This window comes from Psychrobium sp. 1_MG-2023, from assembly GCF_030689115.1.
GTDB lineage: Bacteria > Pseudomonadota > Gammaproteobacteria > Enterobacterales > Psychrobiaceae > Psychrobium.
In genome coordinates this window covers 1-14,290 of sequence record NZ_JAUYVJ010000011.1, presented here as the reverse complement: position 1 = coordinate 14,290, position 14,290 = coordinate 1, and the positions used below count along the sequence as shown (strand labels likewise).

The 14,290-nt window shown below is 40.0% G+C and carries 15 protein-coding genes and 3 tRNA genes; 12 read left to right on the top strand and 6 right to left on the bottom strand.

What is annotated here, in order from left to right; translation table 11 throughout:
- The 7 genes from Q8W26_RS07560 (at nucleotide 1) to Q8W26_RS07530 (ending at nucleotide 7,692) form a co-directional block, all read left to right on the top strand.
- Complete coding sequence (locus tag Q8W26_RS07560) at nucleotides 1-603, top strand: type 4a pilus biogenesis protein PilO (protein ID WP_101213319.1); 603 nt, start codon at nucleotides 1-3, stop codon at nucleotides 601-603.
- Nucleotides 603-1,124 carry a pilus assembly protein PilP gene (locus Q8W26_RS07555; RefSeq protein WP_101213318.1) on the top strand — a complete coding sequence of 174 codons (522 nt, stop codon included), beginning with the start codon at nucleotides 603-605 and terminating at the stop codon, nucleotides 1,122-1,124. Before Q8W26_RS07560 ends, Q8W26_RS07555 begins: the two co-directional genes overlap by 1 nt.
- Nucleotides 1,125-1,174: 50 nt before the next feature.
- Nucleotides 1,175-3,274 (top strand): type IV pilus secretin PilQ, encoded by a 2,100-nt coding sequence (locus tag Q8W26_RS07550; protein WP_305472948.1) that lies wholly within the window; start codon nucleotides 1,175-1,177, stop codon nucleotides 3,272-3,274.
- A 316-nt stretch (nucleotides 3,275-3,590) separates the two neighbouring features.
- Nucleotides 3,591-4,106 (top strand): shikimate kinase AroK, encoded by a 516-nt coding sequence (gene aroK / locus Q8W26_RS07545; protein WP_101213316.1) that lies wholly within the window; start codon nucleotides 3,591-3,593, stop codon nucleotides 4,104-4,106.
- A gap of 4 nt (nucleotides 4,107-4,110) precedes the next feature.
- Complete coding sequence (gene aroB / locus Q8W26_RS07540) at nucleotides 4,111-5,190, top strand: 3-dehydroquinate synthase (protein WP_101213315.1); 1,080 nt, start codon at nucleotides 4,111-4,113, stop codon at nucleotides 5,188-5,190.
- A 70-nt stretch (nucleotides 5,191-5,260) separates the two neighbouring features.
- Nucleotides 5,261-6,757, top strand: coding sequence for an AAA family ATPase (locus Q8W26_RS07535; protein WP_305472945.1), 1,497 nt, complete (start codon nucleotides 5,261-5,263; stop codon nucleotides 6,755-6,757).
- A gap of 125 nt (nucleotides 6,758-6,882) precedes the next feature.
- Nucleotides 6,883-7,692, top strand: a complete 810-nt coding sequence (locus Q8W26_RS07530; RefSeq protein WP_101213313.1) for a Dam family site-specific DNA-(adenine-N6)-methyltransferase — start codon at nucleotides 6,883-6,885, stop codon at nucleotides 7,690-7,692.
- A gap of 27 nt (nucleotides 7,693-7,719) precedes the next feature.
- On the opposite strand, the gene Q8W26_RS07525 is transcribed toward Q8W26_RS07530, so the two are convergent.
- Complete coding sequence (locus tag Q8W26_RS07525) at nucleotides 7,720-7,983, bottom strand: hypothetical protein (protein ID WP_101213312.1); 264 nt, start codon at nucleotides 7,981-7,983, stop codon at nucleotides 7,720-7,722.
- 145 nt (nucleotides 7,984-8,128) lie between these two features.
- On the opposite strand from Q8W26_RS07525, the gene Q8W26_RS07520 reads away from it, so the two are divergent.
- The gene (locus Q8W26_RS07520) at nucleotides 8,129-8,536 is read left to right on the top strand and encodes an OsmC family protein (RefSeq protein WP_101213311.1); all 408 of its coding nucleotides are present in this window, start codon (nucleotides 8,129-8,131) and stop codon (nucleotides 8,534-8,536) included.
- 192 nt (nucleotides 8,537-8,728) lie between these two features.
- Here the strand turns inward: Q8W26_RS07520 and Q8W26_RS07515 are convergent.
- The 3 genes from Q8W26_RS07515 to Q8W26_RS07505 all read right to left on the bottom strand — a co-directional run bounded on the left by Q8W26_RS07515 (nucleotide 8,729) and on the right by Q8W26_RS07505 (nucleotide 9,035).
- Nucleotides 8,729-8,805 (bottom strand) — tRNA-Pro (locus tag Q8W26_RS07515).
- A gap of 46 nt (nucleotides 8,806-8,851) precedes the next feature.
- Nucleotides 8,852-8,927, bottom strand: a tRNA-His gene (locus Q8W26_RS07510).
- Nucleotides 8,928-8,958: 31 nt separating this feature from the next.
- A tRNA-Arg gene (locus Q8W26_RS07505) sits at nucleotides 8,959-9,035 on the bottom strand.
- A 211-nt stretch (nucleotides 9,036-9,246) separates the two neighbouring features.
- Between Q8W26_RS07505 and Q8W26_RS07500 the strand changes: the two genes are divergently transcribed.
- Complete coding sequence (locus tag Q8W26_RS07500; RefSeq protein WP_101213310.1) at nucleotides 9,247-9,657, top strand: cytochrome c5 family protein; 411 nt, start codon at nucleotides 9,247-9,249, stop codon at nucleotides 9,655-9,657.
- 82 nt (nucleotides 9,658-9,739) lie between these two features.
- Here Q8W26_RS07500 and rep read toward each other — a convergent pair whose 3' ends face one another.
- On the bottom strand, nucleotides 9,740-11,749 hold the full coding sequence (gene rep / locus Q8W26_RS07495) for a DNA helicase Rep (RefSeq protein ID WP_101213309.1): 2,010 nt from the start codon (nucleotides 11,747-11,749) through the stop codon (nucleotides 9,740-9,742).
- 110 nt (nucleotides 11,750-11,859) lie between these two features.
- Here rep and Q8W26_RS07490 point away from each other — a divergent pair, with 110 nt between their 5' ends.
- Genes Q8W26_RS07490 through Q8W26_RS07480 form a run of 3 tightly spaced genes read left to right on the top strand, consistent with a single transcriptional unit; the run spans nucleotide 11,860 to nucleotide 13,263 of the window.
- The gene (locus Q8W26_RS07490) at nucleotides 11,860-12,135 is read left to right on the top strand and encodes an accessory factor UbiK family protein (protein WP_101213308.1); all 276 of its coding nucleotides are present in this window, start codon (nucleotides 11,860-11,862) and stop codon (nucleotides 12,133-12,135) included.
- Nucleotides 12,136-12,148: 13 nt separating this feature from the next.
- On the top strand, nucleotides 12,149-12,967 hold the full coding sequence (gene aroE / locus Q8W26_RS07485) for a shikimate dehydrogenase (RefSeq protein ID WP_101213307.1): 819 nt from the start codon (nucleotides 12,149-12,151) through the stop codon (nucleotides 12,965-12,967).
- A gap of 11 nt (nucleotides 12,968-12,978) precedes the next feature.
- A complete protein-coding gene (locus Q8W26_RS07480; protein ID WP_101213306.1) occupies nucleotides 12,979-13,263 on the top strand; it encodes a DUF1488 family protein in 285 nt (94 codons plus the stop codon).
- Nucleotide 13,264: 1 nt separating this feature from the next.
- Here Q8W26_RS07480 and Q8W26_RS07475 read toward each other — a convergent pair whose 3' ends face one another.
- Nucleotides 13,265-13,819 (bottom strand): gamma carbonic anhydrase family protein, encoded by a 555-nt coding sequence (locus tag Q8W26_RS07475; protein ID WP_101213305.1) that lies wholly within the window; start codon nucleotides 13,817-13,819, stop codon nucleotides 13,265-13,267.
- Nucleotides 13,820-14,290 lie beyond the last annotated feature (471 nt).

The window sequence follows — 14,290 nt, the reverse complement described above, 5'->3', positions numbered from 1 at the left end:
ATGTCATTCGATCTATCTGAATTTAGAGATGTGGATCTAGACTTAAAATACTCAGGCTCTTGGCCCCAATCGGTTAAAATGGTTGCTATTGCTTTAGTATTTGTTTTAACGCTTTTTGCCTGCTATTTCTTTGTAATAAGTGATTTGTTGGATGATTTAGATCGTGGCTCTGAGCAAGAGAGTAAGCTACGTTACGAATATGAAAACAAACATCGATTAGCGTTTAATTTGGGCGCGTATCAAGAACAAATGATTCAGATGGAAGTGCAGTTAGCACAAATGTTAAAAAAGCTACCTGCGACTCATGAAACTCCAGGTTTACTTGATGATATAACGTTTATTGCTACATCTGCCGGGCTAAAAATCACCCTAATAAAGTGGGGCGATGAGGTAGAAAAGGAGTTTTATACTGAGCTACCTTTACATATCGATGTGACCGGTGATTATCATCAGTTTGGCAAGTTTGTTAGTGAAGTTGCTAAATTGCCACGAATTGTAAGTCTACATGAATTTGCAATCGTCAAAGAGAAACAAGCGGGTATTCAAATAGAGAGTTTGGACTTTAACGTTGTAGCGAAGACTTATCGCTATAAGGGGCAATAATGAAACGATTATTAAGTTTATTATTATTGGCTCCTCTCTTGACTGCGTGTAATGATGATATGACTGAGGTCCAACAATTCGTCGCTGCGGTAAAACAAACGGAAGGAATTGCGATCGAACCAATGCCTGAACCGTTACCATTCAAGCATTTCGAGTATAGTGCAAGTTTCTTGAGGAGCCCTTTTGTAGGACCTCAACAAGAACTGACCTTAGATATCATTTCACAATCGAGAGATTGTTTACAACCAGATATTAATCGTAACAAGTCATTATTAGAAGCCTACGCCCTAGATAGTTTGTCAATGCGAGGCTCCATAGGCTTTGATGGTGAATTATGGGCACTTATTCAAACAAATGATGGTGATGTATATAAAGTGGGAACAGGGCATTATATAGGCCTATTCCATGGACAAATTACTCAAGTTAGTGAGCAACAAATTGAGATAATTGAAATCGTGCCCGATGGATCGGGCTGTTGGGTAGAACGAAATAATTCTCTCGCTTTAAATGTTGAAGAGTAGGCGTACTTATGCGATTAGATATAAATAAAAAATTGCCAAGGAGATTGACAGTGGCATGTAATTTTACGATGAAAAAGTGTTTGATGCTGATATTAGCCTTACCATTTATGGCCAATGCAGCAGAATTGATAGACGTTCGTTATACAGATGTCGCTAATAAGCGAGTTAAGCTTGAGTTTGTCTTTGATGAGAATATCAACGCAAGCAGCACTGATTTCAGTATTGAACCTGCCCAATTAGTGGTGAAATTCCCTGGTGCTAGTAATGCCTTAGAGCTTAATACATTTCCCGATAACGCTGCGGGTATTATATCGATAACGCCAAAGAATATTAATGACGCATTGAATTTAACGATTGCCCTTGAGGAGGTTGTTAAATATGAGCATAGTATAACGGGTGGGAATTACACTTTAATCTTAGGTAAAAATACCCCAGCTACCATCGCTCCTGTCGAAGCTACCGCGGCGATAGCAACGAAAGCAGAACCGACGCCTACCCCTCTGGCCGAACAACAAACAGAGGCTCCTGACAGTAGCTATATTAATAAGATTGATTCACTTGATTTTAGATTAAATGAAGCTAAAGCAGGACAGCTAAGAATCACGTTTAATAATGAATCTCTAGCCGCTAACGTTAAGCAAAATGGAAGTCGGATAGAAATTGATCTACTTGGTTCTGAAATCTCTGAAGCCGACCTTTATACGATGGATGTTGTTGATTTTGCGACTCCTGTTAGGAGCTTTGAGACATTTAGAGATGGTGAAGGGGCTAAGGTCATCATTGAAACGATGAAGCCATTCTCATTTGAACATGAACAAATTGGTAGTGAACTTATTTTAACGGTTAAAGAGCCGCCGAAGAAAGTTACTCGTCCAAGTGAAAGAGTGAAGAAAGTTGTCTATAAAGGCAAAGTCATGACGCTAAACTTTCAAAGTGTGGCTGTGAGAACAGCGTTACAAATTATTGCTGACTTCAATAATTTTAACCTAGTCACTGGTGACAGTGTTGATGGTGATGTGACATTAAGACTAGAAGATGTGCCTTGGGATCAAGCCCTTGATATGATTTTGAAGATGCAAGGCTTAGATAAACGAATTGAAGGTAATATATTATTAGTTGCTCCAGCTGAAGAGTTAGCCCTTAGGGAAGCAGCAGAATTAAAAGCAAATCAAGATGTTGAACAACTTGTCCCTGTGTATTCTGAGTATATTCAAATTAACTATGCTAAAGCGAGAGACGTTGCTTTATTACTCGATGGTGGTGAAAGTCAGCTTTTATCTGAGCGTGGCTCTGTGGCGGTTGATGAGCGAACCAATACATTGTTAGTACAAGATACTGCTAAAAAGCTTGATGATGTGCGTCGCTTAATCGAAGTTGTGGATGTGGCGGTGAAGCAAGTTGTTATTGAAGCACGAATTGTGACGGTTAGTGACAATGTCAATGAAGAGTTCGGTATTCGCTGGGGAGTAACAGATACCTTTAGTGATGGCGCTTCTTCGGGGAATTTAACGGGTGCTGGCAACGCAGGTGGCGGTGTGATCCCTAGTTTAAGTGACCGTTTAAATGTTAACTTACCAGTAGCTGAGCCTGCAGGGACAATTGCTTTTCAAATTGCAAAGCTAGCGGACGGGCTAATTTTAGATTTAGAGCTTTCTGCATTAGAGCGAGAAAACAAGAGTGAAATCATTGCTCGCCCAAGCATTACCACTGCAAACCAAAAGCCTGCATTTATTGAACAAGGTACAGAAATCCCTTATGTTTCTGCTGCTTCAAGTGGTGCGACAACGGTAACCTTTAAACCTGCTGTATTATCGTTACGCGTAACTCCCCATATTACACCTGACGGTCGCGTTATTCTTGATTTGTTGATCACCCAAGATGCACGTGGTGATACGGTTAAAACGGCAATCGGTGAAGCCGTCGCGATCAATACACAAAAAATTGGTACACAGGTATTAGTTAATAACGGGCAAACCGTTGTCTTAGGCGGTATTTATCAACAGCAGTTGATTAATGCGGTAACTAAGGTACCTGTGCTAGGTGACGTACCTCTACTTGGTTGGTTGTTTAGAACACAAAAAGAGTTTACCGAACGCCGTGAGTTACTAATATTTGTTACACCGAGAATATTAAATGATGTTAAGTCGTAGTTTTAGCTAATTGCGATTTACTATTATATAGTTTAAAAAGCTAGAGTTACCGCTAAGGGCTCTAGCTTTTTTTATTGAAACTCTAAAACTTCGACTTGAGCTATTGCCTTTACTGCTCGGTTATTGAGATAATGCTTCGCTAAATTTGCCTTGAAATGATTGCCGAGTACTTTTTTAATGTAAAAATACTGGGTTCGATTTTAGCGATTGTGAACGCTAAAAAAGGTGCGACACCTTAAAAAGATAAAGGGGTTAGCTCAAGGCTCGAGGGGTAAGGACAAACCTTACTGAAGCTTAATTATATAGATTAGTGATAATGGCTGAAAAAAGAAATATTTATATTGTCGGGCCAATGGGCGCCGGCAAAAGCACAATTGGTAGACAGATTGCACAACAACTTCACTTAGAGTTTTTTGACTCTGATAGCGAAATTGAGCGTCGTACTGGTGCTGAAATTGCTTGGGTATTTGATGTTGAAGGCGAAGATGGTTTTCGCGTACGTGAAGCGGCAGTTATCGAAGATTTAACAGAAAAGCAAGGCGTTGTTTTGGCAACGGGCGGCGGTTCAATCATCACTAAAGATGTTCGTAACAAGCTTTCTGCTCGTGGTTTCGTTGTTTACCTTGAAACGACAATTGAAAAGCAATTAGCGCGCACTCAGCGTGATAAGCGTCGACCGTTATTACAAACTGAGAACCCACGACAAGTATTGGAAGATCTGGCAGCTAAGCGTAATCCTTTATACGAAGAGATTGCTGATTTAACTGTCCGTACTGATGATCAAAGTGCAAAATTGGTTGCTAAAGAAATTATTGAAAAATTAGGTTTTTAATTCTATGAAACAGCTCAATGTACAGTTAGGTGAACGTAGTTACCCAATTTATATTGGCCAACAACTTCTAAGTAATAGTGAATTACTAACACGCCATATTAAGGCTAAAAAAGTCATGGTTATCACTAATACTACAGTTGCTGAATTGTACTTAGAGCAAACTATTAGCAGTTTGACCCAAGCTGATAGAATCGTAGATCAGGTTGTGTTACCTGATGGAGAATCTTATAAAACCTTAGAAACGCTTAACTTAATTTTTGATGGCTTACTTGGCGGTAAGCATGGGCGTGATACCTGTATTGTTGCTTTAGGCGGTGGTGTGATAGGTGACATGGCCGGGTTTGCTGCTGCGTGTTATCAGCGCGGTGTCGCTTTTATCCAGATCCCGACGACATTATTGTCGCAAGTTGATTCTAGTGTTGGTGGTAAAACAGCAGTTAACCACCCCTTAGGTAAAAACATGATAGGTGCTTTTTACCAACCTCATGCTGTATTTATTGATATTGATTGCTTACAAACTTTACCGGCGCAAGAGTTTGCTGCTGGTATGGCTGAGGTGATTAAATATGGAATCATATGGGATAAAACTTTTTTTGAATGGCTTCAAGAAAATAACCGTGCAATCGAAAGTTTAGATACTAGTGCTCTAATTCATATGATTGCACGATGCTGTCAAATTAAAGCTGATGTTGTTGCGCAAGATGAACGTGAGAATGGTGTCAGAGCCCTGTTAAACTTAGGTCATACCTTTGGCCACGCCATTGAATCTGAGCAAGGATACGGCCAGTGGTTACATGGTGAAGCAGTGGCTGCGGGAACCGTAATTGCTGCTAAGACGGCGCTATTATTAGGTCTAATAACAGAACAGGAAAATAAGGATATCAAAGCTATTTTTGAGCAATATAACCTACCTGTTACCAAACCTAAGGGTATGGACTTTGCTTCATTTATTGAGCATATGTCGGTGGATAAAAAAGTCTTGGCAGGGCAGTTGCGCTTTATTCTACCTACATCAATAGGCAGTGCTGAATTGGTTTCTAATATTAGTGACTCTATTCTAAGTTCTGCAATTGAGTCACACTAGTAAAGCTTATCAGTATTATTAACTAATGACGGCTGTATCTCATAGCAAAGTCTCAGCGATGGATGTAACTGTGGAAACGCAGGTGCAGTTGTTATCACGTTTAGAACTTGCGTTTTCAAACTACAGCTTGATGTCTTTTTTGCATGGACCAAGCGGTGTCGGTAAAAGCTATCTTTGTGCGCAATTACAAAATAGCCAGTTAAATTCACAGGTAATACATCTCAATTATAAGTCTGCGGTCTCAGAGGCTGAACTAAAGCAGCAAATAGCTTGTGAGATAGCAACAGACGACTTCTTAGATACCAGCCTTCCTTTATCCCAGATTGTTAATAGTCGAATCAAGTTTCTTGGTCAGTCATTATTAATCGTGATTGATAATGCTCATGAACTAAATCATGGCGCTTTAGGAATGCTATGGCAGTCGGTCAATGAGTTTAACCGTATCGCAGGGCGACGGAATCAATTTAATATATTATTAGTTGGCGATACATCGTGGGCTATGCCATTGTTTAAAGCATTGGATAAGTCAACGGATAGTTTAACGTCAGAATTTAATCTATTGCCGTTGAACCAAGAGCAAGCGACTGATTTTATGCTAGCTATCCATACGCATTGGTCAGATGAAAAAATAAAAGCATTTATTCATAAAATTCCCGAGCAATACTTACTACCTAAGCAGCTAATTTATGCTGAGGAGTCAGTGTTAACTCAATCAAAAACATCGCTACTATTAAAAGGAGTGATTGGTTTTTGTGTGTTTATTTTGATTGCAGTTGCGGTAGGTTACATTGCAATCAATCGCGACGTTGATAATGATAGCTCTCCTACAACAGTGAGCGCAGAAAGTGAGCCTTTAGCTATTGTTGAGACTGAAGACTTGAGCGAGATGGAAGTCGGTGTGGTATCTGCTGGCGGAGAGCTTACTAGTAATATCAAGCCGAACAATGAGCAAAAGCAGTCACTAGATGTCGTGGTTAATGAGTTTGAAGAAGCTAATGTTGCAGTGGAGTTAGCTACTTCTTCCGTGGTTAAAGCAACGGTTCAGCCATCTTCTGATAGTGTTGATTCGACAGTAAATAACCCCGTAATAGAACCCAAGCCCATTGAGGATGCAGAGGAACGTGAGTCGACACAGCAAGTATTTGAAAGTCCCACATTGGTTACTCAGCCAGTAAAAGCTGATAACGTCATACTGGGCTCTAATGGTGAAGATCAATTGTCCGTCATTAAACCTAGCTATGCTTTTGATGAACACTATTTATTGTCGTTGTCTGAAGTTAATTTTAGTTTAATGCTAGGAGGCTTCAGCTCAGAGTTGGTTTTGAATCAGGTTGTTTCTGAGATCTCTCGTAAGGAGCTGCTGTATCGATATTATACGGTACGAAATGGCGGCGATTGGTATGTCTTACTATATGGTAATTTTGATTCAATTGGAGCGGCTAGAGAACAACTTAGTGCACTGCCGAGTCACTTAAACAAGTTTTCTCCCTGGGCTAAACCAATAAAGGCTGTACAGCAGGAAATAAGAAAAGTTGAATTGTTTGCGATTAGTGAGAGTAAACCCTGATGAAAATAGACTTAGCCTTATTATTCCTGTTAAGATCTGCGGTTCGAATTAATCCCTTCAGATGTGCTTGTGGCTCATGAGCTCACATATAAGAAGACATAGAGTGATCACAAGTGCCAAATAGCATGCGCTCCGCCTTAAAATGGGCTGGAGGGAAGAAAAAAGTCATTGATGATATTAAATCCGTTTTACCTACAAAAGGTAAGACTCGCTTAATTGAGCCTTTTGTTGGTGGTGGGTCTGTTTTTTTAAATCTAGACTTTGATGAGTATTTCTTAGTAGATATGAATCAAGATCTGATCAACTTGTTCAACCTTATTAAAGCTAACCCACAACAGTTTATTGCTCAAGCCCAGTGCTATTTTAATCAAGAACATAATACACCAGAGCGGTATTACGAATTGAGGAAAGAATTTAACGGGACATCTGATACAGAACTCCGTTCTTTGATTTTCTTATACATGAACCGTCATGGCTATAATGGCTTATGCCGTTATAACAAAAGTGGTGGCTATAATGTGCCATTTGGTCGCTACAAACATCCTTATTTTCCACAAGCTGAGTTAGAGTTTTTTGCGGAAAAAGCAAAAAAGGCAACGTTTGTTCAGGGAGACTTTGAGCTGGCCTTTTCTGAAGCGAAAGCGGGAGATGTGATTTATTGTGATCCACCATATTCACCGATTAATCGTACTTCTAATTTTACCGCTTATGCTGGAAACTCGTTTACTGATGAAGATCAACAGCGACTAGTTGAGTGCGCAGAAAGTGTAAAAGCTCAAGGTATACCAACTTTGATATCTAATCACTATGTTGACTTTACACGTGAACTATATGCAAATGCGGCGAAGAAGAAGCTCTTCCAAGTGCAACGTTCTATTAGCCAAAAAGGCAAGGGACGAGTAAAGGTACAAGAAATCCTAGCGCTATATAAATAGTATGATTAACGGAAAGTAAACTAAAGGTTATTCGTCTTCGCTGCTATGCACTGGTGTGATTAGCTCGAGTAGATCGATAAAGTGAAATTGGCTGGATGAACTACCGGTTAACCAATCAAACCAATCGACGGTATCAGCGACGAGTTGACAGTTGTTATTAGCCGTTGGGTTAGCATATTGCGCTTTACAGCTGTTGAATAGTGACTGCTCATCTAAATAAGAGGTCGAAGCAATACTCGTAAGCATTACTACAGGAACTAATGCGAGTAAGCGTTTTTTGTAACTATTCATACTATTCCCTGTCTTGATTTAAATGATAACTCCTCGATTATAACTAAGTAAACTTTATTTGGCTAGTTATTGTGCGATCTTTGTGGTCTAGTTTTAATAAAAAATGGTAAGGTTCAGTTTAATAAAAACTATAAGAGATTATAAAATGAAAGCAACAGTAGATTGGGTCGCGAACGAAACGTTTATTGGTGAGTCAGGCTCGGGTCATACTATTATTATGGATGGTAATAGCCAAGACTCAAAAGCGCCAAGCCCAATGGAAATGGTATTGATGTCGGTGGGTGGTTGTAGTTCAGTTGATGTTGTTAGTATCTTAAAAAAAGCACGCCAACAAGTTGACGGCGTAAAAGTGGAGCTTTCTGCAGAGCGCCGCGAAGAGGCTCCTCGTTATTTCACGAAGATTCATTTGCACTTTATTGCGACAGGCACTGCAATCAATGAAAAACACTTAGAGCGTGCTGTAGCGTTATCAGCAGATAAATATTGTTCTGTGGCACTGATGCTAGAAAAGGCGGTAGAAATCACTCATAGCTTCGAAGCGGTGGAGGCTTAGTCTAATTTAAATGCTTTGCCGACAAGGATGTCGGTATTTAGGTTCTGTTTGGAACTAAGAGCCTGTGCTTTAATCTGTTTATCTTCGGTACAAATTTCTTCGCTTAATTAACGGAGCAGATATAAAGAGAGTAGATTGACTTTAATAGTAACACTGTAGATTTTTGTTTGGTGTATAGATAATAAAAAGAAGTGGTCGGTGATAGAGGATTCGAACCTCTGACCCTCTGGTCCCAAACCAGATGCGCTACCAGGCTGCGCTAATCACCGACATATTTTGTTTAACCAATTGAGTGTTGGTTAAGTGAGAAAAAAATGGGGTGACTAATGGGGCTCGAACCCACGACAACCGGAATCACAATCCGGGGCTCTACCAACTGAGCTATAGTCACCACTAATTTTTCTTGAATCCCTAAACACGACTGGCGCGCCCAGGAGGATTCGAACCCCCGGCCTCACCCTCCGGAGGGGTACGCTCTATCCAGCTGAGCTATGGGCGCAATCCATATTGCGGGGCATATAGTAAGGATATTATTTTCTTACGTCTAGCAAAAATTTAAAAAAAATGATCATTTGTCTGAATTATGGGCAAAAAAGCGTATTTTAGTCTAGTAAATCAATAAAACGGCGATAGTTTTGGTTTTCATCTATAGAGATCTGTTTATAATGTGCAAAAAATATTTCTATAATTACTAGTCAGGGGTTTTACACATGAAAGCAGGTGTATCTAAATTAGTTTTAGGCGTTACCGCTGCATTAACTTTATCAGTTGGTGTAAGCGCATCGGATTTATCAGAAGATGCAATTAAAAAGCGCATTGCCCCTATTGGCAATGTTTACTTGGCCGGTGCTGAACCAGCTAAGCCTGAAGTACCAGCGGGACCTCGTTCGGGTAAAGATGTTTATCAAACAACATGTTTCGGTTGTCATGGCACAGGCGCTGCTGGCGCACCTAAAAAAGGTGATGCTGATGCTTGGGCTCCTCGTCTAGCTCAAGGTGAAGCTAAATTATTTGCTCACGCTTGGGATGGTTTCAATGCAATGCCTCCAAAAGGTACTTGTATGAACTGTTCGAAAGAAGAGCTACAAGCAGCAATTGACTTTATGGTTGAAGGTTTATAATTTCAGCTAAGTAAGTTTTTAATAAAAAAGGCCAGCTTACATTTTGTAAGCTGGCCTTTTTTGATGCTAGATATTCAGTTCGTTATTTTAGCATGTCACGCAAATTTGCAATGGCTGAGGTTGCGGTCTTTTTACGTTGCTCTGCTGTTTTGGGTGGCTGTCGACGTTCCCACTCAATATCATCTTGAGGTAATTCATCTAAAAAGCGACTTGCTTGAGGTTTAAAGACTTCACCATACTGGCGACGCTCTTTTGCTTGGGTGAAAATAAGTTCGCGTTGTGCTCGGGTGATCCCTACATAAGCTAAACGGCGTTCCTCTTCGATATTATCTTCATCAATACTGGTTTGATGTGGCAGCAACCCTTCTTCCATCCCAACCATAAATACAATCGGAAATTCTAATCCTTTTGATGCGTGAAGCGTCATCAGTTGCACTTGGTCTGCTTGCTCTTCTTCCTCGCCACGTTCCATCATATCGCGCAACGTTAAACGAGTAACGACCTCTGGAAGTGTCATTGCTTCATCTAAGTCATCACCATCGAGCATGCCACTAACCCAGGTAAATAACTGACTGACGTTTTTCATTCGCATTTCTGCAGCTTTAGGGCTTGGACTTGTCTCGTAAAGCCAATCTTCGTAATTAATGTCTCGGATAATCTGACGAACTGCCTCTAAGGGGTCGCCACGCCTTGATTGATCATCTAACTCGACTAACCAACGAGTAAACTGACGTAGTGTATGCAGCTTTTCCCCTTGCAGCGTTTGTTCAAGGCCCAGCTCAAAACTAGCGGCGAATAAACTTTGCTGGCGCATGTTGGCGTAGTTACCTAGTTTTTCTAGTGTCGCTGGTCCAATGCCACGCTTTGGCACATTAACGACACGTAAAAATGATGTGTCGTCATCTGGGTTGACTAACAATTTGAGGTAAGCCATGACATCCTTTATTTCACTACGAGAGAAAAAAGACGTTCCACCACTTATTTTATAGGGAATGCGGTTGGTCATTAATGCTTTTTCAAATATACGAGACTGGAAATTACCGCGATATAAAATAGCAAACTCACTATAAGCCGTTTTATTCATGAATTTATGACGAATAATTTCAGCAACAACACGCTCAGCTTCATGCTCTTCATTTTTGCCATACATGACTCTGAGCATTGCACCATCACCGAGTTGACTAAACAGCGCTTTGTCGTAAACGTGCGGATTATTCGCAATGAGAATATTGGCACTACGAAGTATGCGGCTACTAGAGCGGTAATTTTGCTCCAGCTTTATTAGCTTTAAACTAGGGAAGTCTGTTTTTAACAGAACTAAGTTTTGTGGCTTTGCACCACGCCATGAGTAAATGGATTGATCGTCATCGCCAACAACTGTGAAACGCCCACGAGTGCCTGTTAACAATTTAACTAACTCATATTGGCTGGTATTAGTATCTTGATATTCATCGACCAATAAATAGTGAAAACGATTTTGCCAGCGTTCTCGTGCGTCTTTGTTATTCAGTAATAATAACGTTGGCACCATAATCAGGTCATCAAAATCGAGGGCATTGTAGGCGGTTAACTGTTGCTGATAACGTTGATAGAGCTGCGCCAGTAATACTTCTTTCCCTGATTGTGCTTGTGCAATTGCTTGTTCAGGCGTGATCAAATCATTTTTACAGTTTGAAATCATGTTCTGTAATAGATTGAGTTGATCTTTATCTTCATCGAGCTCTTTTTCAGTCAGTTCCTTTAATAGACTTAAGGTGTCTTGGCCATCAAACAAGGTAAAACCCGGTTTAATACCTAACGTTTTATATTCCTTCTTGATGATCGTCAGACCTAGGGTGTGGAATGTCGAGACCGTTAGCCCCCGAGTTTCTTTACTGCCTAAATCTTGACTTAAACGCTCTTTCATCTCTCGAGCTGCTTTATTGGTGAAAGTAACCGCGGCAATATTTCGTGGCTTATAACCACAAGTTTGCACTAAATAAGCGATTTTATTAATGATTACTCGTGTTTTACCACTGCCTGCACCAGCGAGAACTAAGCAAGGTCCATCAATATAATGAACTGCATCGTTTTGCTGTGGATTTAATTTCATAAGTTACTCGTCATACATAAGCTGATTTCGGTGTCTAAGTTATGAAAACTTTGACTGGTAGATTTTACCTGAATTTGGGTACAATAGGGCTAAATATAAGGAGCAATTTAATGATCAACCCAAAAAAATTAGAAGATATAGCGCAACAAGTTGCGGGGGCACTGCCGCCGGGTTTAAAAAATATTGCTGATGAGTTTGAAAATAAAACGAAACAAATCTTACAAGCACAGGTGTCAAAACTAGACGTAGTATCACGTGAAGAATTTGAAGTACAAACCCAAGTACTATTAAAAACACGTGAAAAACTCGTGTTACTTGAACAGCAGGTCGCAGAGTTAATTAAACAACAAGCTAGCCAACAAGAAACAGCTGATAAACAACAGTAAAAGGAATTGAGTGATGGATAAGTATTTAGTAATTGGTAACCCGATTGAACATAGCAAGTCCCCATTTATCCATCAGCAATTTGCGCAAGCTAGCAACCAGGTCATTAGCTATGGTAAAAAAAAGCTAGAGCTGGAAGAATTTGCTTCATTTATTAAAATGTTTCAACGTGACGGTGGTAAAGGTTGCAATATCACTGTGCCATTTAAAGAGGTCGCATTTAAGCTCGCCGATGAACTGTCAGACCGTGCTAAAGCTGCTGGTGCAGTGAATACACTGATCTTAAATGAAGACGGTTCTATAATAGGGGATAATACCGATGGTCAGGGCTTAGTTGGTGATTTACAAAATCATCAAGTTGAAATCACTAATCAACGTATTTTGATTATTGGTGCCGGCGGTGCCGCACGAGGCTGTATTTTACCATTAGCTAAATTAAAGCCCAAAGAAATAGTTATTTGTAATCGCACAGTAGAAAAAGCACAGCAGATAGTGACCGATCTTGACTCTCATATCGACATTCCATTATCCAGTTGTGCTTTATCTGATGTTTCCGGAACATTTGATGTGATTATTAATTCAACTTCGGCAAGTTTGTCTAATCACTTACCTGCAATATGCAGTGAGGTTATCGGTTCTGCTAAGTGTTGTTATGATATGGCGTATGGTGATAGTGAAACGTGCTTTATGATATGGGCGAAAGACCTTGGTGTTAAACAAACGATAGATGGGCTTGGTATGTTAGTTGGGCAAGCGGCAGAAAGCTTTCGTTTATGGCGAAATGTAACGCCAGCGACGGAAGACATACTGCAAACGATAAGATCACAACTATAGGCTGAAAATAAATGAATCAAGCAATTATATTCAATGATGACATACATTGGTGTAAGGATAGACAGAGTATTGTGTTAACGGCTCAATATAGTGGTTGCTTAATTACTTGTGTTTTAAGCTCTGACTATTTAACAAAGTTTGTATCGTTGGGCACCGTTATCGAGTCATTGTTACCACAGCAATTAGTTAAATTGACAAGTGACAACCAGTTTGATGTTGAAGAAGACGCCCAAATAGCTTTAGAGGATGAGCGCCTATCTGATAATAACGAGTTATTGTTGACTCTCCTCGACTAGTCTACTTACTATTAAATTGTGCTTCATTTAGGTAGTCATTTTTAGTAATGACATAATTATCAGCTGATTGCTTCAAAAACGCTGACTCTGCTAAAGTTAACTTCCGTGCCTTACGCATTGGGTTACCGACATAAAGGTAACCAGACTCTAAACGTTTATTGGGTGGCACTAATGTTCCTGCACCAATAAAGACATCATCTTCAACAACGACACCATCCATAATAATTGTTCCCATGCCAACTAAGATTCTTGAACCCAGTTCACAACCATGAAGCATGACTTTATGACCAAGCGTTACGTCGTCACCAATTATAAGTGGATTACCTTTGGGGTTGTACTCACTTGCGCGAGTTACATGTAACACACTACCGTCTTGAATATTGGTGCGGTGGCCAATGCGAATAGTGTTTACATCACCTCTAATGGCAACAAATGGCCAAACACTACAATCATCACCGAGCTGGACATCACCACAAACAACGGCGGTAGGATCGACATAATTACTATTACCTAGTGTTGGAAAGATACCTTTAAAAGAGGTTAACTGCTGAGTCATGATGACTTCCTTTTATATATAGAGGGTAATTGAACTAATAATAATGGAATTATGGGTAAATATCTTGCAGTTCGTGTGCTATTTGAACAGTTAAAATAAATAATCAAAAAAGCCCTTGCCATGTGTCAGAAGATCCCTATAATGCGCATCCACTGACACGGGGAAGCAACTGCGAGAGCGCTAAGACACTAAGAGTCGAAGTAACTTGAAAGGCACTAGCAACACGGGTTAGCGAAGGAAAACGATTAGTTTAAAACGTTTTAAATCACTTTTTAAAAAGTGTTTTAAAATAAAGTAAAATTAAGTGTTGACTTCAACACTGGGAAGCGTATTATGCACCTCCCAACGCAACGGACCACACGGCCCCAAGCGCTGCTCCACTCATTAGAGTGTTGAGCTAAAACGTTCTTTAACAATTAGTATTCAAATAAACTGTGTGGGCATTTGAAGTTGAGTATCAAGGTACTTAAT

What these genes read in the sequence shown, in the direction of transcription:
- Q8W26_RS07520 (WP_101213311.1), top strand. Translation starts at nt 8,129, where the DNA reads ATGAAAGCAACAGTAGATTGGGTCGCGAACGAAACGTTTATTGGTGAG.
- aroE (WP_101213307.1), top strand. Translation starts at nt 12,149, where the DNA reads ATGGATAAGTATTTAGTAATTGGTAACCCGATTGAACATAGCAAGTCC.
- Q8W26_RS07500 (WP_101213310.1), top strand. Translation starts at nt 9,247, where the DNA reads ATGAAAGCAGGTGTATCTAAATTAGTTTTAGGCGTTACCGCTGCATTA.
- Q8W26_RS07560 (WP_101213319.1), top strand. Translation starts at nt 1, where the DNA reads ATGTCATTCGATCTATCTGAATTTAGAGATGTGGATCTAGACTTAAAA.
- Q8W26_RS07475 (WP_101213305.1), bottom strand. Translation starts at nt 13,819, where the DNA reads ATGACTCAGCAGTTAACCTCTTTTAAAGGTATCTTTCCAACACTAGGT.
- Q8W26_RS07490 (WP_101213308.1), top strand. Translation starts at nt 11,860, where the DNA reads ATGATCAACCCAAAAAAATTAGAAGATATAGCGCAACAAGTTGCGGGG.
- Q8W26_RS07555 (WP_101213318.1), top strand. Translation starts at nt 603, where the DNA reads ATGAAACGATTATTAAGTTTATTATTATTGGCTCCTCTCTTGACTGCG.
- aroB (WP_101213315.1), top strand. Translation starts at nt 4,111, where the DNA reads ATGAAACAGCTCAATGTACAGTTAGGTGAACGTAGTTACCCAATTTAT.
- Q8W26_RS07480 (WP_101213306.1), top strand. Translation starts at nt 12,979, where the DNA reads ATGAATCAAGCAATTATATTCAATGATGACATACATTGGTGTAAGGAT.
- Q8W26_RS07525 (WP_101213312.1), bottom strand. Translation starts at nt 7,983, where the DNA reads ATGAATAGTTACAAAAAACGCTTACTCGCATTAGTTCCTGTAGTAATG.
- aroK (WP_101213316.1), top strand. Translation starts at nt 3,591, where the DNA reads ATGGCTGAAAAAAGAAATATTTATATTGTCGGGCCAATGGGCGCCGGC.
- rep (WP_101213309.1), bottom strand. Translation starts at nt 11,749, where the DNA reads ATGAAATTAAATCCACAGCAAAACGATGCAGTTCATTATATTGATGGA.
- Q8W26_RS07530 (WP_101213313.1), top strand. Translation starts at nt 6,883, where the DNA reads ATGCGCTCCGCCTTAAAATGGGCTGGAGGGAAGAAAAAAGTCATTGAT.